A 24,476-nucleotide genomic window follows, 5' to 3' on the forward strand; every position below is an offset into this window, starting at 1 on the left:
AGGTATAAAATGAATAATAAATACAGCTTATTAATAATTATCGCCTCAATGCTCTCGTTTCATGCTAAGGCCGCAGGATATGCTGGCATTAATTTAGGTATTAATGCAGTAAAAGTGCAAAAGGATTTAACCTATCCACTGGAAGAAGAAACCCCTACCACATCTCATTTTAATAATGCATATACTAATTTTCATGGGCAACTACTTGCTGGTTATGAGGTCCTCTTAAAACCTAGGTTTTCCGTTGCGCTAGAGGCTGATGCAGAGCTATTTACTGGAGCATCTCACTATAAAATTAATAATTGGTTTTTTACCCAAAATGTATCTACAAAGGAACAATTGCAGTATGGGTTCTCCTTCTTTTTTCTGCCCGCTTATCAAATTAATGAATCGGTTCGCCTTTTTGTAGGTCCTGGTGTTTCTCCAAGCTATTTTGTGGTGAAAAGTGAAGAAACGGCGGGTAATGTGGGAGTCAGTGGAGATATTCATCAGTGGTTGACTGGCGGCGGATTAAAAGCAGGAGCAATTACGCGCTTAAATAACAATCTAGATCTAGTCTTCACCTACCAATTTATGCAATACAATAGTGTTAAACGCACCCAAATTGAGCCTATATCTGATGAACGCTTGCAAGGAAGTTATAAGCCTAATGTAAATTCGGTGTTAGTTGGTCTGCGATATAACTTTACTGAGATCAGACCTACACTGTATAAGTAGTTATGTAAATGGACAAATTACCGTGGTTAAGCCACGGTAGTTTGAAAAGGATGATAATTATTAGGGGATACCTCAAGCTGCGGTAATTCGTCGGAATTATTTGAAACTTAAGTAAGTACATTAATGCCAGCAATAACGTTTCCTTGTACGGCAATCTATCCAATCAAACCCTCTTCCAATAGTTTTCTGAATCAAAGCGCTCTAACAAAAAATCAATAAACACCCGGACTTTAGAGGGCAGATAACGCTGATTCGGATAAGCTGCATGAATATTAATGTCATGCTCACAATAATCGCTTAAAACGCTAATTAATTTGCCTGCTTTCACCTCTTCCGTAACCATAAAGCTCGATAACTTGACTAAACCAACTCCGGCTATTGCCGCTTTTACCAAGCCCTGATTACTGTTAATTCGTAAATTTCCAGATACAGGTATAGCCAATTTCTTTTCCTCATCATAAAAACGCCACTCATGTTTTTGACCAATACCTAATGAATTTCCCAGCTCAGATTGGTAAATAAGGCAATTATGCTGTGTCAGATCCTCTGGGATTGCAGGTACACCAAATCGTGCAAAATAATCTGGAGAACCATAAACCCCACTATTACGAACTGCAATTTTTCGCGATTTCAATAAGGAAGTATCAGGTAAATCATTGATGAAAATAGCTAAATCTAATCCTTTATAAATAAAATTCGCATATTGACTGCCAAGAATTAATTCAATTTTCATTTCCGGGTAAACGGCTAGAAAATCATTTACCGCAGGAATAAGGTGTACATGGCCAAAACTAATCGGTGCGTTAATCCGTAGAAGCCCTGATGGGATTTGATGTTGTTGAAGGATTTTATCAGCGGCATCATTAATTTCAGATTTAATCCGTTTGCAATGCTCATAAAAGAGCAGGCCACTTTCTGTAAGAGCCATTGTACGCGTGGTCCTTTGAATCAACTGGACTCGAAGTTGATTCTCCAAACGGCTAATCCGTTTGCTAATAACTGATGAGGAAATAAATAATTTTTTAGCTGCTGCCGCAAAACTCCCCTCTTCCGCCACGCTTAAAAATACCAATGCATCACTAATTATAAAATCCGTCATTTGTATTCCCATAACATTCATGCAAATTTTGCACGAATGTTATTCTAAAAAGAGACATTGTTTATTATTTTATATCAATTTACTATGTGCACCAAATGCTTATCTAGCTGTCAGTAAGAAAAAAAGATAGCCAATTAATAGTGGGATTAATATATATGGGCCTGGTATTAAAAGAAAAGAAAGCAACGGAAAAGCAATTCAACAGCTACTGCAACTATAAAGCACGTTATGTTGAATTAGCAAAGCCTATGACAGGCACCGTAGCAATAATCATTTATTATGTGCTTGAAGATATTGACGGCGATCCCAATATGAAGCTCAACTTGAGCAATACCATTGCCACATTTATTTGTTGGATATTGGGAGAACAATTACTTCACCGCATTTGTGTTTATTTTGATTTATATACAAAACCAAATTCAAAAAATCCTTTATATCGAAACTTAAAAACCCTCGCAAGCTTAGGATCTTCTTTAGGAATTATTTTTGCTTCACTAAATAGTACCTTATCTAATCGCAAGCTATCCATTTCTCTACACAGCATGCTGATGGGTTCTATGCTCGGTTTATTAGCTTTTATCATTCATCAATATGATAGCTCGCTATTGCAAGATGAAGAAAGTATTGATGCGCAAGTTGGTACTGAAGGCTGGTCGAAATATGCCAAAACAGCTCTTGTTTTGGGAACCTCTATGGGACAATTTCTTGGTGGAATAATCTCATACCTGCAAGATTGTGACTCCCTAACGAGTTCAAGCAATATAACCCTCTACAGTGCTCTTGCGTCCGTAGCTGCTTTTCTTACGGTCATGGCCTTTGTTCCTCTTATAAATTATTTAACACGTAATAAAAATGTAAAAACAGCCCGAGGCATTTTGGTAACCGATGATCGTTCCCTGTTTAATAATAATTATGTGCGCTCCGGTCTAACTCTAGGTGTTGCTGGGGGTACTGTTTTAGGCAGCTTTTGGGGTCCTGTATTGATTCCAGGGCTTAGTGCCGAAATTGCCATTGCTCTTGCTGCAAGCTCCCTATCCATTATTGGGGGCATCGGCTTAGGGTTTTATGGTCAAAACCTATCTTCTTATTTTGAAACCTATTGGGGAGTTTCCAGTACGACCGAAAACAGTTGGTCTTATGCAGCACGTAGTACTGCTAATTTTTTTAGTTATCTAGGTATTGCTCTTGCTTATATATTATGTCCGGGAGCTGCCTTAATACATACTGCCCTTATTGGCTCAGCAATGGGTAGTCTAATTGGTTGGTTTGCGGGTTTATTTATTATATGTTTGGCTCGTACAATAGAGCCTGATGAGGCAGCGATGGACGCAGCCACCCTCCCTTGGACCCAGCGAATTGCAATTGGTACAACTCGAGGAACTATTATTGGTGCTGTTGTAGGTTTAGCTTTAGGTTTTGTGGTTGGTGGTCCTTTCACGCTGATTGGCTGGAGTGTTTTTCTAGGTACACTAGGAGGTATTATCGGAGGGATGCACGATATAGTTGAGGATCCCGTTTTTTTCAAATCAATGGATAAAGCAAAACATCATGTGAAAAATTCAGTTTCTTCATTGTTTTATTGCACTGTTCAAACTGAAGACGCTCTACTTCCGATTGAGAAATCAACTGAGCATAATTCTAATTCAACACTCAATCGCTACACTTTATTTTCTGGGAGCAAATCTAAATTTAACGTTTCTCCGGGAATTAGCACATCTTTAGCCCAGATAAATAACATGCTCTAATGGTACTCAAGGTAATGCATGTTAGTATCATTCCCCCAAATGCACCCCGTTAATGCCACCCCAAATAGGTAAATAGCTCATTATATCTACAATAATCTATATTTTATCAACCAATTGCTCATATATCAATCGATTTTGTTGAGGAACTAGTTAGATGCTTTTTAAGAAAATTTTTCCAATCTAAGTAAGCTTTTTTTAAAAGAGGAATATAGGCAGGATTATCATAATAGGCTTTACGAAATGCTCGAGTTTCCCCGTGTGTTCCTCCTTTTTGATGTCCTTTTTCGTACTGCTCAATACATAAGGTTGTTAATCCAGCATGCGCAGCATTGTAAAGAGTTGAACTACCAATACCACCACAACCTATTATAATGAGATCGTATATTTTATTCATTTCCTGATGTAATCCATGATTTCCTAACGATGGCCTCTTTCATATAGAGACTTGATTTCAATAATCATATAACGCGATAGTTGCTTATAGACTATAGATTGTCAATATTTTTAACTCCTTTTTTAGACTGTAGCTGTGGGTATCTTTAGATTCATAACTAACTGCGCTATAGTATAAAAAAACATCTTGATAGAGAATACTATGGCAGAAATAATTAATCTTAATAAGAAAAGAAAAGCTAAAACTCGCGTGGAAAAGGAAAAAAAGGCCTCTGAAAATCGCATCAAATTTGGAAGGTCCAAAAAAGAAAAGCAGAGAGCGAAGCAAGAAAGTGAACGTTTTGAGCGCCATCTAGATGGTCATAAATTGGAAGACAAAGACAACGAATAAACATCTATGCAGGATGGAGATAAATCCAAAACTTCCAAGCCTATCAAATGCAGCCTAAATGTATATCATGGCACTTACTGAAATTTTTCTTATACTCAAATTACTGTGATTAAACCACAGTCGCCCATTGCCCATAACATATTAGCCAAATATAGCCATTAGCCATTAGCCATTAGCCATTAGCCATTAGCCATTAGCCATTAGACGTTAGACGTTAGACGTTACATAGTGTAATGAGGGACCATGGTTCAGCGAATTCATATGTAAAATAAAAAAACCCCATCAGTGTAAACTGACAGGGTTTTTTAAAGTCGCTGGCTGTATTACTTAGCAGCAGCGGCTTTCTTTTCTTTTTCTTTGGCAATTACTGCTTCAGCTACGCTATTTGGGCAAGGAGCATAGTGAGAGAATTCCATTGAGAATTGACCACGTCCTGAAGTAAGAGTACGTAAAGTACTGATGTAACCAAACATTTCAGAAAGAGGAACATCGGCTTTAATGCGTACACCAGCAGCACTTGGCTCTTGGCCAGAGATCATACCGCGACGACGGTTCAAGTCACCAATCACGTTCCCTACATCATCTTCCGTACTATATACGTCAACTTTCATAACTGGCTCAAGCAATTGAGGAGCCGCTTTTGGTATCGATTGGCGGAACGCACCTTTTGCTGCAATTTCGAACGCGATTGCTGAAGAGTCAACTGGGTGATAAGCACCATCCGTCAGAGTAACAACCACATCTAATACTGGGAAGCCTGCCAATGTACCAGTGCCCATCATTGAACGGAAACCTTTCTCAATTGCAGGGAAAAATTCTTTAGGAACGTTACCACCCACAACTGTTGAAGCAAAGGTAAATCCAGAGTTTGGCTCACCTGGCTGGATAGTGTAGTCAATCTTACCGTACTGACCAGAACCGCCAGATTGCTTCTTATGCGTATAGCTGTCTTCGATCTGCTTAGTAATAGTTTCTCGGTAAGCAACCTGTGGTTGACCTACGATTAACTCAACATCGTAAGTACGCTTCAGAATATCCACTTTAATATCAAGGTGTAATTCACCCATACCACGAAGAATAGTTTCACCTGAATCTTCATCAGTTTCCACTCTAAAGGTTGGATCTTCTGCAACCATTTTACCAATCGCAATACCCATTTTTTCAGTTGAACCTTTGTCTTTTGGCGAAACTGCAATAGAGATTACAGGCTCAGGGAACACCATCGCTTCAAGTGTGCACTCATGGTTAGGATCGCAAAGAGTGTGGCCGGTACGAACGTTTTTCATACCTACAATCGCAATAATATCACCTGCTTCAGCACTTTGTAATTCGTTACGCTCATTCGCTTGCATTTCAACCATACGGCCAACACGTTCAGTTTTGCCAGTAAAGGAGTTAAGAATAGTATCCCCTTTATTGAGTCGTCCTGAGTAGATACGTACGAAAGTTAATGCACCAAAACGGTCATCCATAATTTTGAATGCCAAGGCACGGAATGGCTCATCAGGAGAAACGATTGCGAATTGACCGTTTGGCTCTCCTTCAGCATCAGTTAAAGGCTGAGGATTAACTTCATGAGGGGCCGGTAAATAGTCAACTACCGCGTCTAATAATAATTGCATTCCTTTGTTTTTGAACGCTGAACCGCAATAAGTTGGGAAGAATGCTAATTCAAGTGTACCTTTACGGATACAACGCTTAATATCTTCTATTGAAGGCTCTTCACCATCTAAGTAAGCCATCAGCAAATCATCATCCATTTCAAGTGCTGTTTCAATTAATTGCGCACGGTACATCTCAACGTCATCATGCATATCTGCTGGTACGTCAGTAACAGTGTAATTTTCTGGCTGTCCAGATTCATCCCAAACGTAGGCTTTACGAGATAACAAATCAACAACACCAACGAAGCTGTCTTCGAAGCCGATTGGTAAAGTCATAATTAAAGGATTTGCACCCAACACTTTTTTAATTTGCTCGGTAACTTTCAAGAAGTTCGCGCCGATACGGTCGAGTTTGTTTACGAAAATCAAACGAGATACTTTTGAGTTGTTCGCATAACGCCAGTTGGTTTCAGACTGAGGCTCAACACCACCAGAGCCGCAGAATACTCCGATACCACCATCGAGAACCTTCAGTGAACGATATACTTCCACAGTGAAGTCCACGTGTCCTGGAGTATCGATTACGTTGAAGCGTGTGCCTTTCCAGAAGCAACTTACAGCTGCTGACTGAATAGTAATACCGCGCTCAGCCTCCTGTTCCATGAAGTCGGTTGTTGATTCACCTTCGTGAACCTCACCCATTCTATGGATTCTACCTGTCAGCTTAAGAATACGTTCGGTGGTAGTGGTTTTTCCGGCATCTACGTGAGCGAAGATTCCAATGTTTCTATAAAGGTTTAAGTCAGTCATAATACTCTTATAAAATTTAATGGATAATAAATTGTCGCATATTGTACAGCATTTTATCCGGATTTGCAGCAGAACTTTCCCCTTTTTTATGATTATTTTACCTAGTGCGCTACAAAACAAATGAATACACATTACACGATAGAAACCCGCCATTATTAGAAAGAAAGTTACTCCCAAGAGCACAGCAAAAAATAGGATGTATTTCTCAAATAAATGGGCTAATGCTATCTATTTATTTAGGATGTCATTGGTAGAATAACTACCGCTGATTACTCATTTAATGTTTTTTGTATTAATTTTGCTTGTTTTAGGTGTTTTTCTAATTGCGGCCGTGTTTCAAGAGTTAACTTTCCCAAGGCGGGATTAGAAACAGTTCTAAGCAAACTATAATCCATCATATGCAGCACCCTCTCATGGCCTTGGATCATCATTTTTATGTATTCTTTTTCTAATGAAGTATTTTTTAAGGTGAATAATTGATTTAATTCTTTCTTATTATACTTTTTTAATGAGCCCGTTATTGCTGTTGGCACAATATCGATGTGTTCATTTTTACTCAACTTCATGACCCTATATAAATTTTCAGTATGCTCCTTCTTTAACATTTGCGCATATTGTTTAACTTGAGGAGAGCTTACTTTTTTTAATAGTTCATTGGCTGCGACGATTTCCCCTTCATCCACTGTGAGTAAAATAGTTAAAATTTCACTGTCTTTTTTAGTTTGTACCGCGTTTGATACTTTTATGAAAAAAAGTGCGCAAATAAAAAAAAACACCGATAAAAAAGAGAAAAAGTTTTTTTTAGTATCCATAAAACTAATCCTTCATAACATGTAGAAGAACTATATTAAGATAAGCCAACAAATATACAATTAGTGCTTTCAGGAGTAACTTATGGAAATCCTTAATCTATTTGGCTGAATTGCTCTCGGTTACCTCTCTCCTTAGCTCAGGCGCTGGAATATCCCTCACAAAAATATTAGTATTTGTTATTTTCAAATTGACCAAAAATCTAAAAATAAACTGATAAACATCTCTTGATGTTTTAACCCTTTTTTATTAGCTAAGCATTCGATGGACGATTTTTGTGCTTTACTTTGTTGGTTTTTTTGTTACTATAGGCGAGAAAAAAATAAGTTATATCATATTCTAAACAGGTTGAATATTAAAAAGCATGAGGTTATTCTTAATTAAAGAATAACGCGTTAAATACTTGTATATGGATCTCCCTATAGGGACATTAATTTTATTTTTAAAAATATTAATTTTTAATATAAGTAAAAATATTTAAGAATGCTAAATTAGCACTATAAATTCAATTAATTTTCTTATTAATGTCTTTGTTACAGAAAAAATATTTTATACATTATTAATTGGCATAAAGTGAATATAATAATAAAAAAACTAAACCAATCAATATTAACTATAGGAAATACTAATAGGATTTTTTCAAAAAAATCCCCTATAAAACTGATAAAAAGAACAAATAAACTTCAGAATTCTTTTATAATTGATACTATTTTTTCTATTAAAAAACTTGATAACCCTGCTTCTCGGCTATTAGCAACCAGTAGAAAAACGTTAATAAATCAATCACTGAAAAAATACCAAAATTTGTTCATACGAAAAGTCAAACAAATAGCACACACTAATTTAGCACAAGCATGTGAAATCGAATTGGTTGAAAATGATGGTGCATCAAGAAATGTAGTTTTCCCATGCAGCGCGGCAGAAAAAAATTTACTTGCTATTGATGGAATAGAAACTTCGTCGATGCGTCAATCACAAAGCAATGATTATGATATTGAGCGATTAACCCTAATCAACAAATTATTTGATCAAGCGAATGATCAACGTCGAGAAAATAAATTTATTTTACACATTAAAAACACGATAGATTACAGCACAAACTTCAAGCAGATATTTCAATGAGATGCAAAAACAGCGTAATTAGTGCAATGACCAGCGTACTAGCACACGAGATCAACCAACCATTAACTGCCATTGCCACATACAGCCGTAACTGTCTTTTTATGATTAAAAATAAAGCATCTCATGATAATTTAGAAGAAAAACTGTCCCTTCAATTAGAAAAAATCTCTTCACAAGCCGAATTGGCAGGAAAAATCATCTCCAATATGAAGCATTTTATTCGTGAGGAACATGTTTACGTAGAAAAAACTGATATTAATCAATTAATACATAATGCTCTCTCCATATTTCATTATGAATTACTCGGCCTTAAATTGAAAATCACTCTAAATTTAGAAGATAATATTCCATCGGTATTAATTAACAGAACCCACATTATCCAGGTTATTTTAAATTTGGCGCGAAATAGCATTGAAGCATTTCAAGATAGCCCTGAAGAAAGCCCTGAACTATCTATTGAAACCTCAACGTCTGAAAATTACGTTCAAGTTACTATTCGCGACAATGGACCAGGAGTACCAAAAGAACATATAGATAAACTATTCAGGTCTAATTTTACTACGAAGAAACAAGGTCATGGCATTGGCTTACATATTTGCCGAACCTTAATTGAAAACCATGGTGGAAAACTCAATTTTAAAGCTGAAGATAGAAAAGGGGCTTGCTTTGTCCTCAGTGTACCATTCGAAGTCTACAATGAAAAAAATTAAACTCTATATTGTTGATGATAATGAAGCCATCTGCGATGCATTATTCCTTTTATTAAACTCAGTTTACAAGGATCAACTCGAGTTAAAAATATTTAATCATCCAGCTCATTTCTTGCAACAGTATTCTCCCGAGTGGGATGGTTGCTTAATTGTGGACATGAACATACCCTCCATGAGTGGGCTTGAATTAGTGCAAGAAATTAAGAGCAACCCGTGCAAACTAAAAATTTTCATGATGAGTGGCAGCGCTAAAGAAAGTATTATTAATACCCAATTAAACTACGGAATTGATGAATTTATAGAAAAACCGTTTAAAACGGATCTTTTTTTAGAAAAAATTACCAACTTGATTTAAAAGAATTTTCTCATAAAAATTAATGTTTTCCATGATACAAAATTTAAAAAAAATCAACATATAATTCGAAAACTAAATTTTACTCATGAAAAAGGGACAAGTATGTCTGAAAAAATAAATGGTATTGTTAAATGGTTCAGGGACGATAAAGGCTTTGGCTTTATTCAAAGCGAAGGACAAGAATATTTCGTTCATTTTAGCGGAATACTAGGTAATGGATTTAAATCACTTCCAGCAGGTGCAATGGTTTCTTTTAATCTAACTAAAGGAACAAAAGGCATGCAAGCACACGATGTCGAAGTTATTAATTAGTTTGAATAACCAGGTTTTTCATAATGCGTTATAGGGATATCTATAAAGGTTAGTTGAGACTCAAAATAAGGATATTAGGAATTCATATGCAAACAAACAAGCAAACCATCTTCATCATCGATGATGAACCCGCTATATGTGATTCGCTACAATGGCTGTTTGAGTCGATACAATATCAAGTAGAGACCTACAGAACTGCATCCTCTTTTCAAAAAAGCTATGATCCCCAACATGCTGGATTGCTCATCACAGATGTACGTCTCCCAGATATAAGTGGATTGGAGCTTTTAGAGAGCCTAAGACAACAAAAAATATTTTTACCCGTAATCGTTATTACAGGATACGGTGATATCCCCATGGCTGTAAGGGCAATGAAACTCGGAGCAAAAGACTTTTTGTTAAAACCTTTTAACGAACAGGTTCTGTTGGAAAAAGTACAAAAACATGTTAATCAGTCCATGAATAGTGAATCGCTCCACCTGCTCAATAAACGCATCAACAGTTTATCTAAGCGAGAGCAACAAATTATAAAACTCATTATCGATGGAAAATTAAATAAGCAAATAGCCCATGAACTTTCCATATCCATTTCCACAGTGGAGGCACACCGTTCAAATATTATGGCGAAAGTTCAAGCCAAAAACTTAGCGCAGCTTATTAAATTATACCTACAAGCACAGCATGATTATGAGTCTGTTTAATAGAGATGGAGCAATATAATTAGCTCAGGCCACCCCTCCTTGTATCGTAACGTTAATACCTTAACAGCGAGCAAGTTTGATCGAATCTAATAAAATATTATAAACGCAACTGAAATTAGGTTTTTTGAGATTTTAAATACCTGTTTTTTTATTATTTATAATGGCTTATAAGGAGAGAAGTTATTCTCAGTTATTTTTTTAAAGCTAATTTCTGTGGAACAAGAGTATCTCAATTTAGAAAGGTCTTTGGTAAATAGCAAAATGCGAGATGAGCTCTTGCATTTAGCAAATGCTGAGCTTAACAGTCAAGCCTATGCGAGCGAATCAGTATTGGTAGCAAGCGTAGATACCTTAATCTAAAATAATGGGTTCAATATTAAGTTCCACATCATAATGCTCTTTAATTTGCGATTGAATCCAATCGGCAAATTTCAATAATTCTGATTGATTAGCTCCACCATAATTTACCATTACCAGTGCATGCTTCTGGTAAATGCCAACATTTCCTTGCCGTAATCCCTTCAAACCCAAACTATCAATCAGCCACCCTGCTGATACTTTAATTTTCTCCGGATCATATGTAGGGAATACCGGTAAATTAGGGCATTGCTCACATAATTTCTGTGCTATTTTCTTTGCTATGACAGGATTATGAAAAAAACTACCTGCATTACCGAGCTGGTCAGGGTCAGGTAATTTACTTTGACGAATGCTAATGATTATATTACGCAAGTCATACGGTATTGGATTGGTTAAAGATGAAAGTCTTTGTGCGACATCACCATAACTAGCATTCAGATTGGGCTGCGTTAATAAAGTAAAACTGACGCTAATAACAATATAACGCGGATTATTTTTTAAAAAACTGTTTCGATAACTAAATTGACATTCATTGTTGCTAAGACAAACTAGCTTTGCAGTTTGAAGATCATATACCAAAACCTCTTTGATGAAATCTTTAACCTCAACTCCATACGCACCAATATTTTGAATGGGCGATGCCCCCACTGTACCAGGGATTAAGCTTAAATTTTCCAACCCAAAAGCACCATGAGTGCTACAATAAGCCACAAACGAATCCCAGTTCTCACCCGCCATTGCAGTAACTATCTGTTCTTGGCCAACTTTAGTAATTGTGATACCACGTAACTTATTATGAATAACTAAACCTTGATATCGGCTGGGTATAATTAAATTACTCCCTCCTCCCAAGATAAAGAACTTGGAGAACTGAGAAATAATCTCTCTAATTTCATCTAATTGTTCGACTTGATTTAAGACAACATAATGAGACGCCGTTGATTTTAAGTGCAATGTATTTAAGGGGGTTAAATCAATATTTTCTAGAATGTTCAGCATCAGTTGCTAATCAGTTGGTATTAATTATTTATTATCTCGAATTTTATTTGGTGGCACAATCGGTTAACTGATAATAAGTTTATTATTTATAAAATACTTTAAACCTCCCCAACGGTTTAGTCACAGCATCACTTCGCTAGTCAATGGGACACATATTTACCCTATCCTCCCTTTCATGAGTCTAATGCAGTATCCAACCCAAAGAATATTTTCAAGGAGATTGATCATAATTTGATTAGCAAGTTCTAAAAAAGATATAATTCGCGATTTTAAAGTCAACAAGAGAGTAGAATGCCTACAAATAACTTACCCTCAACAGCAAGTGAATCCCACCTCTATGAGCTTAAGAAGAACCGGGCATAAGTACATCGAAGAATACTCCAGCAAGAACAATATATCACAACAGATAGTGATTGAAGCCTACCTTCTAGCGGAGAGTTACGAAAAACTATTTCAAGCTTACATCGTTGATTATTTTTGGGACAAAAGCCATTTTCTTGATATCATAAACTAGTAGCAATATTAGCTCCTATTCTGTTGCTTAGCGACTTTTTTTAATTATTTAAGAACAAGAAATGAAAAACAAAATACCTCAGGAAAAATTACCTCCAGCTAATTTAAAAAGAGCGCTGGAATATGTCAAAAGCCTTTCTCCTTTAGGCTCTTCTAACAAATTTGCAGACCAGCTACGAACTAATTTTTGGACTAGAACCGCTACTCAGCTCAGAACACATGAAACTTATTTTATTAAGTCTCATAGAGCAACGATAGAAGACCAAGAGAAGAATGCTATATATGAGCCTAATCAACGCATTTTTATGTACACCGAAAAAAATTGGCTCTATCGTTATAGAAAAATTAGGGATTCCTCTTTACGAGTGTGCCCTTTAGAGCTTACTGATCAAAAAATCTCATTAGATGCATTTCACTTAGAGCGTGGACACTTATGGGTTTTATTTCTCGCAATGGTCGCCAAAGAATTAGGTGGAGGAACTTGCGATTTTAAGGCAGCACTTGCAGCCAAATATCTCTGGGAACATAGTGAAGAGATCAACCGGATTGAATTAGTTAGCGCGTTAGATTTTCAGCACTGCTATGTTATCATAAATAGAGAGGGAGTCCTTGCTGATTATAAAACGTGGGGAGAAAACGCGTGGATAATTGATCCTTGGTATGGTGAAAATGGGATAATTTATCCGGCATCCAGCTTTTCAGAAACCATAATGAAAATAAAAGCGTTTGATTTCAACCAGCATATGAATTTAAAAGAGCTGGGTTACGGACAAGGATCCTACACTCTTTCTCCACCCTCAGAAGAGCCATGCACGTGCACTTGTGAAATTAACCCTCAGAGCCAGCCCTATCCTAAATACAATGGAAAACCTTTAGATTATTATTTCAGCGTTGATATATACCCACATCGAGAAGAAGAATTAGAAACCCCTTTCGCCTTTGTTATGCATTTAAATAAACACAAAGAAAGCATGGCCAAGTGTTTCCCGGAGATAAAAAAGAAGTCTTTTTCCTTGAAAAACTCTAAGCATTCTTTATTCGCTCATAAACATAATCAAGAAACTTGTGAACTAAATGAATCAGTTTTGTCGCAAAAACAATTGCAGGCTTAGAGTGGAGCTGGTTAGGTAGCGAGTCTATAAAACCTTTCAAAGATAGACTGTTTTTCTGCCTGGAGAGGCTGTACTTTTCGGAGTATAGGGTGAAGTTCAAGGCCACCCACCGTAGTGCTAGTGCTAATAAACTTTAAATATATCGCCAGATTTTAGACAATATGCTATGTTTAGAGCATTATTCAAGACTTGAGTATAATCAATGAGATTTGCCATTAATACTATGCGATATTTTATAATGATAGGCTTATTATTTAGTTTAACCGCCTGTATAAATACAGGTCATCGTGGGCATGTAGCTTCTTATAAAGTTAAAGGTAAAGTATATACACCCCTTAGATCAGCAAAAGGTTATAAAGCGCGAGGACTAGCTTCGTTTTATAGTAATCGCTTACATCGTCATAAGACCTCTAATGGAGAGCGTTATAATATGTATTCTATGACGGCAGCACATACTACACTTCCATTTAATACCCGACTACGAGTTAAGAATATAAGAAATGGAAGAACAGTGGTGGTTCGCGTTAATGATCGAGGCCCTTTCTATAGTTCGCGAATTATAGATATTTCTTATGCGGCCGCACGTCGCCTTGGAATCAAAAGTACTTCTATGGTAGAAATACAAGCGCTAAATTAGACATATAAATTTCGTGTATTTTTCCGAGCGTTTATTCTAATATCAATTTTATATCATTATGCTGGTTAGTTTAAGCAATAATGCCTTTTGTATAGCACAATAAGCACTAGCCATTTTATGGATTTTCTTCTTAAGAAACACTTGAATTTTTCAGAGTGCTGGCCCGAGCAGATTAAGTAACATCCAAGGAGTTACTGCCGACTGGCTATCATCTACATTCAGGAAAGAAATGTGAATACTGGCATTCCTGTTTCTTTTCCAGCATATTGGCTTTCGATAAATAAAGAACCGTTTCGCGTAAAGTTAAATTGACCATTTCCCCTTACCTTTGATCTGTTCATTATTTGTACTATAATAAAAAAACTCCTTCCTGTGGATAGAGGTTTTTAATGCCTAATGCTGTAGATTCTAACCAAGCCGTAAACTATGTATTAGATTCCCTAAAAAAGAATGCGAGTACAGACTCACCCGAAGCAACCGCGACCAAATTATTTTTTATTTCCGCAAATCTTTTCGAAAAATATAATATGGATGATCGCGATAATCACAAAAAGAATATGGCGGCCATGGAGGAGATCCGAGTAAAAACCCAAGCCCAAGTCAAAGAGTCCATCCTGGAAGACGTCGCTCCTGAAAAAATAAGCACTAAAATTACCTATTGGACAGATACGATGGAAGAACTGCTTAAAAAAGGAGATCGCGCTACCGCAGCCTCCGTTCGTCTAGTGATTGATGAGCTGGCTTGGAGCAAACAGGAAAATCTACGCCAAGCATTTGCAACACTCCCTACAAAAACTCAAGACGCATTAAATAATTATAAGGTTGATGCACGAGTTACTTACTTAAGCACCTATGAAAATCAACATGTTACCGTGCCCTTCATGGGGATTTATCCTAAAATCCTGGATATGGCTAAAAATGCAGCTTCCCTGGAAGATGATCCTGAAAAGAAAAAAATGGAAAATCCAGGCATCACTAAATTAAGAACATTTACCCAAAATATTAAAGCGAATTTAAGCACCCAAATGAAAGAAGAGCATAAAAATTTAGATCGTATGCTTTCACAAGAACAAGATAATTTAAACGGCATGATCGCTAAGGTGTCCGCTTATAACCATCAGTATGAAGACTCCAAAAATTCCCCAGATCAAAAAAAATACTACGCCTCTCATCTTTTATTGCAGGTGATGAACAACAAATCGTTAACCACCGAAGATAAGGTTCGTTTTTTGCAAAATTTTATTGAGCAAACTCCCAAAGGTTTAGAACATAAAAACTTCTTTCATCGCATAAGCAACAAGGACTTTACAATAATCAAGCTTGCTCAAGAGATCCTGCCCATTATGCAAAATACTGCCACTTTAGAAGCATTCACTCATAAAAATGCAAAAAATCAAGCAGAACTGGATGAGCACCAAGCGGCAATCGCAAGCAAAGAGGTGGTAAGCCAATTTGTCCCCGGAAAAATACCCCAGCAGCCCGCCACTCCATTTGTCCTAGGACGCAAGCCCATTAATCCTGAGCCAGAAGCAAGCAAAGTGACAGCCGCTACCGTCTCCAAAGAAGAGCATGTGACGAAGGAAGCCCCCACAACCATATCCCCTCCTCCAACATCCGAACCGAAAGAAAATACTGTGAAACTTACCTCGTCATTTAAGGAAAAATTAGCCTTTTTTGAAAGTCTCATTAAAAAAGATGAGGAACCAGAAAGCGGTCCACGAGGCCCAAGACGCTAAAAAGGGGGCTATAACCGTTGGTGAGGTGATTTGACCCAACTCATGGAGCATCGCAAGCTCCTTGGGAATACCACAGCGCTACGTTCTGCTGTTGAGCCCAAAGGCACTACTTACATTAGATTAAAGAAAGTTTGCTTATTATATAGCCTAATCGCAATACATTGATTACTTGGTAAGAACCAATCGTTATAACAAGTATTCTCGCGATCTGGCTTCGAGCTATAAAAAAATACGTGAAGCAGAAAATCGCTCATTAATCGACTTGATGTCTAACTTGAGATCGAAATGTATTCTTTACATTCCCGAATGGCTATTAATCAGCTAACTAATAGAAAAATGGTGCGATAGATTCGACTAGGATAAGGAATGAAATCTTTCCCTTCAGGGAAGGTTTTCCTATATACTCGCTTCAAAGATGGAGAGAAGCGTTTTGAAAATGTTTCTGCTTAGATTGACCGCTTAGCGGTGTCCCTAAGGTACTTTTATAAGGATATAATCCATGAATAAAAATCGTTTAAAATACGTAATTCTTGCGGGATTAGTACTGTTAAATCCAGCCTATGGTGGTATTCCTGTATGGACGTTTACCCAAGTCCCCGGATATCCCCCCTCAGCGAGAGTGAGCAGCACACAGACAACGACCATCAAATACCTCCTGACCAATCAATCACATAAAACGCATACATTACGGATGAAGCCTATTCAAGGAATTACCCCATCAGGATGTATCTCCCCTTTGAATTATCAGGAAAAATGCATTTTAACTTTGGATGTAAAAGGGAGCGATTTAAAGGGAGACATAATGGGAGGCCCAGAACTATGCGAACGAGGTAATCCCAATCAGTGCTATCGACCAAGCCAGGCCGACAGTTTAGTCATCCGACTAACGCAAAAGCCTCCTGGCACAGCTACTTTAATACCAAGCACATCAATACTGGCACTTTCAATCAACTGCCCGCCCGCTTCATCTTGTATGACCACGCAAGATGCAGCGCTCACGGGCAACCCAAGACACATAACTATTAAAAACACAGGCTCTGCTCCTGCCACCAATATCTCCGTTAGCACCATTAAGCTTCCTTCAGGAACGAGCATCAGTAGCACAACATGTACGGGCTCACTCAATGAGGGGGATTCCTGCATGATTACTTTAACACCAGGCCCGATAGCCAGTGATGATTCAAATAACGCGGCATGCACAGCCGGAACACAACCCGTTGCTGGTACGGTGATGATTAGGGCAGATGGTGGTGTTTCCAGCCAAGTCAATATCTATGTGTTAGGCTATGGTTGTCAGTACCAAGGAGGTTTTATTTATTCGGTTGATGACACCACATTAAAAACCGGCAGCATTGGTGGTAAAGTAACTGCTCTTGTTGATCAAGCAATGCCTGCCGTTCTCTCTGGCCCTTTAAATCCCGGCATTATTTGGAGTTCCAATGGGAATGGAGTGGGCAATTTTAATGTGGATTACACCAGCATTCTTGGGATTGATGAAACATCGACTACTACTACCCCCTCTCCCACCTTACCCTCTTATCCCGCTGGCACACCTCCCTATAGCCCATGCAACGGCAGTACCGATGGGTCATGCAATTCGAGAAATATTGTTTCTTATTATAATCACAATCGAACTAGTGGAGGAAGCCCACCTACCCCCCTTAATTATTATGCGGCAGGCCTATGCGTACTCTACACCATAGACTCGAATGGTACTACTCCATGCACAAATGGAACTTGCTATAATGATTGGTATTTTCCTGCAGTTTGTGAGATGGATTCTAACGATCTCTTGATAGGTTGTCCTAATGGAACTCAAAGCATGGTAGGCAGCCTTTCTTTCTTGATTGGAAACTCAAATGATCCCTCCCCAAGCACCTCTTGCTCCCCGCCCAGCGGAACAAGCTGCCTTGCAGGACTTTATTGGAGTTCCACCGAAGATTCGAACGCGCCGCAGACTGACGCAAGGACTGTAGATATTAACACTGGTGGTAGTGTTCAAGGCGGCAACGATAAGTTTGTTTCGATTGGAGTTCGTTGTTCTCGAGCGTTAAGTTATTAGACTTTTTTACCTGCTTTGCCTAGCAAAGCAGGGTAACGATATCTTTTCAGCTCAGATATTGGTACCCCCTCCTCATTTATATTACAATCCTTAGCTATAACTTACTGAATAAAATACTTTTTAACTATGTCTAATTTTTTTATCTATTATGGGGTTAATGAGCACCACCAGCTGTTCATCAGTTGCTATCATGACAACTTTGCCGCAATGTTTGCCTTTAAAACCTTGACGAAAAGGCAAACCCACTCTGAAACCAAGATAATAGGCCTTTTGTCTACCAATGAAAATGAAATTAAAGAAACCATACTTAATGAATTAACCATGATCCAACGCGATATTGCCGCCCGTTACCCCAAGATAACCAAAATTTATTACAGCGGTGATATCAATTTAGGCTTTGGAGGACAAGAACAATACCCTGCCTTTCTTATGGATGGCAGTTTACAAAAATTATTTAAAGGCCATGAGTATTTTGCTAAGGTGCCACTTTTAGTATGTCTTGAATCCTATAATGATGAGCTTGTCCGCAAAGCGGCAAAAATTTATAGTGAATATTATGTCACAACGCATAAAAAAAACTATCCTGATTGTAAAGTAGAAATTAAAAATAAACTCAGTGTCAAATCGCTTTATAATTCATCGAATGGCTGGTTATCCCCACCACCATCCCCTCCCTCTTCTCCCAAAGTTAACAAAAAAATGGAAACCCTCCATTCAGTTACTCATTTGATGCGTAAAGCATCTCCCTCCTCTCCCAACATGAATCGGCATGCTTTTTATCCACATAAAAAAATGGATGAGGTAGAAATAAAAAATGAGGTAACTCGAACTTATTCCCCTGGGCAAACCAGAAAATAGGCCTAGTACGTACGAGCCCCATGCTGACATCGTCAACACGGTGTGTATTATCACCGTAAAACTAGACGAGAATATCGTAAATGCTCAAAGAGCTATTTAATTCCTAAATAAGACCCCAAGTTCACTTGAGGTCCATGCATTCAGTACGCTACTGCATTGATTTTTTGATTTCGTATGAACTGGGGAGATGCCACGGTTGCTTCAGATTTAGGTGGAGAGCTGAGCTTTCTCCTTGCCATTGGCGTTTACAAAATTGTTCATAGAAAACAGGTTCTTTTTGTTGCAGCAGTTTTAGATGACGAGCTCTAATCGTCTGGGTTAGATTAGAATCAGTGGGCCAAGTTTTTTGTTCTAAATCGCAATAGATATTTTCAATGAGAAATGCACCACAGCTGGTGCCATCTTTTTGCTCTAGAGCATGTTCAAAGGGTTTGATGTGAGTAGCCATTGGCCATAAGTCTAATACACTAAGTGCCTGATTTACTTCCTCAAGTAAAGCAGGGATTAGTTGAGCATCGGGCGTATAGTTTTTAATGCTGTTATAATAAGTAATTTCAGGTAGCGCTCCTGTTCTGAGTTGAATACGTATTCCCACCCAATGATATTGATGGACTATGGGAATAATGATGTTTTCTACCGAATTGTTGCCTCTTTGGGGCGCAAAGGGTCCTGCTACATAGTCCCGCAGTATATTGAGTACTCGATTACCAAGATAATTTTCGGACATATTCGCCACTCCAAGCACAATAAGCCCTGGTGTTTGATTATCTTGAAGCCGTAATTGAAGAATACGGCACACATCTTCATCTTGATACATATAGGAACTATTGGTGTTTTCCCCAACAGTATTGGGCTGAGCAAAGAGGCTATTATTTGCTAAGGTTTTGCCCGACGTATTGAGCGTTTTGGGGATCACTTTACCAGGTTGCTGATTAATAAACTTTATTTTCTGTTGGTATTCATTCAATACATTTATATAATGCGGTACTGCAAATTGAGTAGAAATTTTTGTCATCCAATGTTGGCATGATTTTTTTTCCGTTTTGCCTAGCCACGATGTCACTTGGTGCGGTTTGACCTGGATCAAGGCATCTAAAAGCTCCTGGAATTTTTGAGCAGTATACAGCTCCTTATTTTCCGTTCTTTTTGAATCGAAAAAGAAACCATATGCTTCATAGGCAAAACAGGCCAGGATATCATCCTGAGCAAGCTGTTGATTGTGGTGCAGTATGCTGGCTAACCACTCCGGAGTGATTGCACGCAAAGCGAGCTCCAAATGTTTTTTTAATGAATGATCCTTTAAGCAATTCTGTTCAAATATTACTTGATACGACTGGAATGACTCGTTCTTTTGAATGGCATATTGTATATCCAAATAGAGCAGTTCACGATTCACCTGAAAATATTTTGAGTGGGCTTTGGTAATAGCCTCTTGATCCTTTAATAATCCGAAATCGCTTAAATTAAGATGATGATCTGCCAAAATATAGGCGATTTTTTCTGGATCCTCGGGATTTTTTCTGAGAACACGTCCAATGATCTGGCGAACTGTCGCACTGTTTTCATTATTATTTCGGGCAATGAGAGCCCAGGATAAATGTTTATCATCGTAACCTGCTTGCAGCATCCCAACCACAATTAAGATGCCTTGTTCATGGTATTTTTTCTTGTGAAACTGAGTAATTAATTGCGCAGAGTTGCTAAGGCCACTATGAACCGAGAGCGCCAAAGGTTTAGCGCGATCCTGATTAATGACTTGCGCTAATTCATTTGCTTGGGCAATAGAACTAACAAAGATAATTCCTTTGCTGTTCTGTAAACATTGCCCATCGCGCGGATGCCGATGGCTCTTAAGTAGCTCACTAATTTTTTCTTTTCTTTTCTCATTTGTGTTACTTAATTTATAAGGCAAACGATCAATAATCATGGGAACGGTAATTTTTGCCTGTAAGGAATCAAGCCGGGAAAAGTGATATAAGGGCTGATATTCTTTAGGAGGTGTTGCGGAAAATCCTAAGGCGGTTACATTGCCCCCCAATATTGTTTTGGCTGTAGTAAGATATAAGTGAAATTCATCTAATAAAATAATTGCGGATTGAATGTTAATAGCATCTGTTGATTCGCCTAATTCATTCTGAAATTTATTAAAGCTGTAATCGCAGAAAATAACCACTTTTGCCTGTTTCTTGAGTACGTCGTTTTTATAGTAATTTTTCCAGGGAACATTACCCGAATCACTTTGAACTTTGATAATATCAAGCATAGTCACGTGTGCATTGTCTTCTAAGAGATTAATAGTTTCTTCACATGAGAGGTAGAATTGTTCCACTAATTGTTGGGTTGGCGTAATAATATAAATGGGGCTATCTTGTTTGGCTAAAAGATAATTGAGCAGCAAGATTTGCAGGCGGGTCTTACCGGCCCCGGTTGCAATATTTAATACGCCATTATTGGCAGTGGATTGCCCTATTTTTTTTAATGCTTCTTGTTGATAGGGATAACATAAGTGACCTATTTGCGATAAATAGGTTTCCATATTCCAGTGCTCATCCCCTGCCATTAATTGATTTAAGTTCTTATTTGAACAATTTAGCTTCCAATGAGAGGAATGAGGAGTCTGTTTCCGTTTCTTCTTCAAAGAGGATGATGCTTTCTGGGGTTCCTCATCATTCGAATATATATTATCTAACAAAATAAAATTAGGCGGGATTAATGCATCGCTGAGTTTTCTTTTTTTTATCTGGGTATTATTGAAAACAACCTGAGGTAAATCATCTCGTGTTTTTTCAAATTGTTGGCGTGCTTCAAATGCTTTTTGATTCCGGATTACTTGTTTTTTAAGGTATGAAAGGGCCCAATTCATCCATTGTTGATGATTTTCTTTTAACATGCTCAAATCAAACGATCCAAATTCTATTTTCACCACATCGTTATAAGGCGCTAACCACTTTTTGGCCATGTTGGAGTTTATAGTGCTTCGTTTAAATCCAGCATGGTTTTGATCTATTATGTGGCGACATGCACGTGATATTTTTTTCGAGTCTACCGCAATATCCAAGAGCATTTGAAAATAAAAATCTTCCAAACAATGGTTTGCATAAGTCGCAGGGTAGCCTAGAATAAATATGTCATCGTTATTTTCTAAGTCCAATAATTCTCGGATGCATTGAAAATTCAGAGAATAAATTTTATAACAGTAGTCCGGTATGATTTGATGCGAAGAGGTTCTTACAGTTTGCAGTCCTGACATAAAAGATTTATTTAGTTCGCGTTGCTCTTTAAGATAACTGGTAACCTGCGACCATATTAATTCATGGGAAGAGTTTTGTGAATTTAAACCAATCCACTCAATATTATCATCAAGATAAATGCAATCAGTTAAGTTCCAATAATAAGAAGCATAAAAAGCCGCCAATCGTCTTGATTGAATGCCTCCCTTATTTTCGTAATTACCATGTGAAAGAGACGCCAGGCTATTAATAACCAAGAAGCCTAATGAAGGAGGGCAGGAGGAAATATTAAGCGCATGAAACTCTTCTGATGTAAGTACTACAATGCAATGTTGCTCATCTCCCATTTGGTCCATATCAGGTAAAAAAGCATTCTGTGTTCTTCCTGCAAAAATAAAGGTTACTGTTTGGGTAGATAGCTCCTTTTGTTCGGCAGCATAATAATTCATTTCAGTAGTATGCAAGAAACCATCGCTATTTATTGACTCAACGTGTGAGATAATGTTCCATTTTTTGCTGAACGTCTTGATTAAAGGAATCAGGTGATGTTGACAATTCAATTCGTTATATGGAGTTGAATCATGCATATCCAGAGAATGTATTTTCTTTAATCCAGGTTCCGAGGCAAGGTACTTTTGGCTAAAGAATGCTATTTTTTGCTCAGCTTTTTTCTGTTTATTGTTTGGAGTGGTTTGGGGAATGGCGTCTGCCAGCGCATTTATTTCATTTTGTCCCACCATCTCGTCTATTGATAAAAAGGATGGGACTTCAATAAGCGCTTGTGGATTCCTAAGTTTTATTAAAAGCTCAGTGGCTCCTTGTTCATTTAATAAATTCTCCAAGCTACACCCATGCCTAGGATGCTGTTTATTTTTTGGGGAGGCGCTTAAGTCAATAAGAAAAGGGCTATTTTTTATTAGCTCGCTGAATAATGATATTTGATGCCGTGCCGCTAATAACCATGCTAAGGAAATACCCTTTTGTGACAGTTGGTCATAAGTAGGTTGTGCATTCAAATCGATGAATATGGATGGGCTTTGAGAATAAATTTTCTTAAATAAATCGATCGCATTGTTTCGTATGAGCAGCCAAGCTAAGGAAATACCTTTGCCTAGATGTTGCTCCTGAGTCGGTTGTGCATTCAAATCGATGAATATGGATGGATTTTGGGAGTAAATTTTCTTAAATAAATCGAGTTCTTTTCTTAGGGTGAGCAGCCAAGCTAAGGACATCCCTTTGTCTTGATGTTCTTCGTGAGTAGGTTGGGCATTCAAGTCGATGAATATGGATGGATTTTGGGAGTAAATTTTCTTAAATAAATCGAGTTCATTTTGTTTTATAAACATCCAAGCTAAGGAAATACCCTTGTTTGGATGGTGTTCGTCAGCAGGTTGTGCATTCAAATCGATGAATACAGATGGATTTTTGGAGTAAATTTCCTTAAATAAATCGAGTTCATTTCTTATTAGGAGCAGCCAAGCTAAGGAAATACCCTTGTTTGGATGGTGTTCGTCAGCAGGTTGTGCATTCAAATCGATGAATACAGATGGATTTTTGGAGTAAATTTCCTTAAATAAATCGAGTTCATTTCTTATTAGGAGCAGCCAAGCTAAGGAAATACCCTTTTGTCGATGATGTTCGTCAGTAGATTGTGCATTCAAGTCAATGAATATGGATGGATTTTTGGAGTAAATTTCCTTAAATAAATCGAGCTCATTTCTTATTATGAGCAGCCAAGCTAAGGAAATACCTTTGCCTAGATGTTGCTCCTGAGTCGGTTGTGCATTCAAATCGATGAATATGGATGGATTTTGGGAGTACATTTTCTTAAATAAATCAAGTTCATTTCTTTGTATGAGCAACCAACCCAAGGAAATACCTTTGTCTAGATGGTGTTCGTTAGTAGGTTGTTCATTCAAGTCAATGAATATGGATGGATTTTGGGAGTACATTTTCTTCAATAAATCAATTTTATTGCTTCGTATAAGCAACCAAATTAGGCTAATACCTCCGGTTACCTTATTATGATCTGGGTTATTTAGATCAATGGAAACATTTGATATGTAAAATGGGTTAAGTTCTTCCTTTTTCCTAGCGGATGCTACATTTAAGGGATGCGTGTGTAGAAGAGGATCTTGAATATATTCAATCGCATAAGAGTTATTTTTTTCTTTTTTCATTTAAAACAAACCCACAAGAA

19 protein-coding genes are annotated in these 24,476 nt (G+C 37.6%); 13 read left to right on the top strand and 6 right to left on the bottom strand.

Translation table 11 applies throughout. The annotated features are described in order from the left end of the window. The first annotated feature begins 9 nt into the window (after positions 1-9). Complete coding sequence (locus E1P08_RS13180; protein WP_133137478.1) at positions 10-717, top strand: outer membrane protein; 708 nt, start codon at positions 10-12, stop codon at positions 715-717. Positions 718-880: 163 nt separating this feature from the next. Here E1P08_RS13180 and E1P08_RS13185 read toward each other — a convergent pair whose 3' ends face one another. Further along, positions 881-1,816 (bottom strand): LysR family transcriptional regulator, encoded by a 936-nt coding sequence (locus tag E1P08_RS13185; RefSeq protein ID WP_165485178.1) that lies wholly within the window; start codon positions 1,814-1,816, stop codon positions 881-883. A 155-nt stretch (positions 1,817-1,971) separates the two neighbouring features. On the opposite strand from E1P08_RS13185, the gene E1P08_RS13190 reads away from it, so the two are divergent. After that, positions 1,972-3,561 carry a hypothetical protein gene (locus tag E1P08_RS13190; RefSeq protein ID WP_133137480.1) on the top strand — a complete coding sequence of 530 codons (1,590 nt, stop codon included), beginning with the start codon at positions 1,972-1,974 and terminating at the stop codon, positions 3,559-3,561. Positions 3,562-3,679: 118 nt separating this feature from the next. Here E1P08_RS13190 and E1P08_RS13195 read toward each other — a convergent pair whose 3' ends face one another. Beyond that, on the bottom strand, positions 3,680-3,955 hold the full coding sequence (locus E1P08_RS13195; protein ID WP_133137481.1) for an FAD-dependent oxidoreductase: 276 nt from the start codon (positions 3,953-3,955) through the stop codon (positions 3,680-3,682). Positions 3,956-4,156: 201 nt separating this feature from the next. Here E1P08_RS13195 and E1P08_RS13200 point away from each other — a divergent pair, with 201 nt between their 5' ends. Continuing rightward, positions 4,157-4,345: a DUF4169 family protein gene (locus E1P08_RS13200; RefSeq protein WP_133137482.1), complete on the top strand. Its 189-nt coding sequence runs from the start codon at positions 4,157-4,159 to the stop codon at positions 4,343-4,345. Positions 4,346-4,668: 323 nt separating this feature from the next. On the opposite strand, the gene fusA is transcribed toward E1P08_RS13200, so the two are convergent. Together fusA and E1P08_RS13210 are read right to left on the bottom strand one after the other, a co-directional pair. Beyond that, positions 4,669-6,759 carry an elongation factor G gene (gene fusA, locus E1P08_RS13205; protein WP_133137483.1) on the bottom strand — a complete coding sequence of 697 codons (2,091 nt, stop codon included), beginning with the start codon at positions 6,757-6,759 and terminating at the stop codon, positions 4,669-4,671. A gap of 269 nt (positions 6,760-7,028) precedes the next feature. Next, the gene (locus E1P08_RS13210) at positions 7,029-7,571 is read right to left on the bottom strand and encodes a DUF4142 domain-containing protein (protein WP_133137484.1); all 543 of its coding nucleotides are present in this window, start codon (positions 7,569-7,571) and stop codon (positions 7,029-7,031) included. Between the two features lie 571 nt (positions 7,572-8,142). On the opposite strand from E1P08_RS13210, the gene E1P08_RS13215 reads away from it, so the two are divergent. From E1P08_RS13215 to E1P08_RS13235, 5 genes are all read left to right on the top strand, one after another. Further along, positions 8,143-8,691 carry a hypothetical protein gene (locus E1P08_RS13215; RefSeq protein ID WP_133137485.1) on the top strand — a complete coding sequence of 183 codons (549 nt, stop codon included), beginning with the start codon at positions 8,143-8,145 and terminating at the stop codon, positions 8,689-8,691. Beyond that, on the top strand, positions 8,688-9,401 hold the full coding sequence (locus E1P08_RS13220) for a sensor histidine kinase (RefSeq protein WP_133137486.1): 714 nt from the start codon (positions 8,688-8,690) through the stop codon (positions 9,399-9,401). The genes E1P08_RS13215 and E1P08_RS13220 overlap by 4 nt, the downstream gene beginning before the upstream one ends. Beyond that, entirely contained in the window at positions 9,388-9,756 is a 369-nt protein-coding gene (locus E1P08_RS13225; RefSeq protein WP_165485179.1) for a response regulator transcription factor, read from the top strand. Before E1P08_RS13220 ends, E1P08_RS13225 begins: the two co-directional genes overlap by 14 nt. A gap of 102 nt (positions 9,757-9,858) precedes the next feature. Continuing rightward, entirely contained in the window at positions 9,859-10,068 is a 210-nt protein-coding gene (locus E1P08_RS13230; protein ID WP_133137488.1) for a cold-shock protein, read from the top strand. A gap of 86 nt (positions 10,069-10,154) precedes the next feature. After that, positions 10,155-10,769 (top strand): response regulator transcription factor, encoded by a 615-nt coding sequence (locus tag E1P08_RS13235; RefSeq protein ID WP_133137489.1) that lies wholly within the window; start codon positions 10,155-10,157, stop codon positions 10,767-10,769. A gap of 351 nt (positions 10,770-11,120) precedes the next feature. On the opposite strand, the gene murB is transcribed toward E1P08_RS13235, so the two are convergent. After that, positions 11,121-12,128, bottom strand: coding sequence for a UDP-N-acetylmuramate dehydrogenase (gene murB / locus E1P08_RS13240; RefSeq protein WP_133137490.1), 1,008 nt, complete (start codon positions 12,126-12,128; stop codon positions 11,121-11,123). Positions 12,129-12,703: 575 nt separating this feature from the next. Between murB and E1P08_RS13245 the strand changes: the two genes are divergently transcribed. From E1P08_RS13245 to E1P08_RS13265, 5 genes are all read left to right on the top strand, one after another. Next, positions 12,704-13,753 carry a hypothetical protein gene (locus tag E1P08_RS13245; RefSeq protein WP_133137491.1) on the top strand — a complete coding sequence of 350 codons (1,050 nt, stop codon included), beginning with the start codon at positions 12,704-12,706 and terminating at the stop codon, positions 13,751-13,753. 238 nt (positions 13,754-13,991) lie between these two features. Then, entirely contained in the window at positions 13,992-14,390 is a 399-nt protein-coding gene (locus tag E1P08_RS13250; RefSeq protein ID WP_242602465.1) for a septal ring lytic transglycosylase RlpA family protein, read from the top strand. A 389-nt stretch (positions 14,391-14,779) separates the two neighbouring features. After that, on the top strand, positions 14,780-16,126 hold the full coding sequence (locus E1P08_RS13255; protein ID WP_133137493.1) for a hypothetical protein: 1,347 nt from the start codon (positions 14,780-14,782) through the stop codon (positions 16,124-16,126). 499 nt (positions 16,127-16,625) lie between these two features. Then, complete coding sequence (locus E1P08_RS13260; RefSeq protein ID WP_133137494.1) at positions 16,626-18,188, top strand: hypothetical protein; 1,563 nt, start codon at positions 16,626-16,628, stop codon at positions 18,186-18,188. 126 nt (positions 18,189-18,314) lie between these two features. Further along, complete coding sequence (locus tag E1P08_RS13265) at positions 18,315-19,046, top strand: hypothetical protein (RefSeq protein ID WP_133137495.1); 732 nt, start codon at positions 18,315-18,317, stop codon at positions 19,044-19,046. Positions 19,047-19,194: 148 nt separating this feature from the next. Here the strand turns inward: E1P08_RS13265 and E1P08_RS13270 are convergent, their stop codons facing one another. Then, entirely contained in the window at positions 19,195-24,456 is a 5,262-nt protein-coding gene (locus E1P08_RS13270; protein WP_133137496.1) for a DEAD/DEAH box helicase family protein, read from the bottom strand. Between the last annotated feature and the right edge of the window lie 20 nt (positions 24,457-24,476).

The sequence above is a fragment of the Legionella rowbothamii genome (genome assembly GCF_900639985.1).
GTDB lineage: Bacteria > Pseudomonadota > Gammaproteobacteria > Legionellales > Legionellaceae > Legionella > Legionella rowbothamii.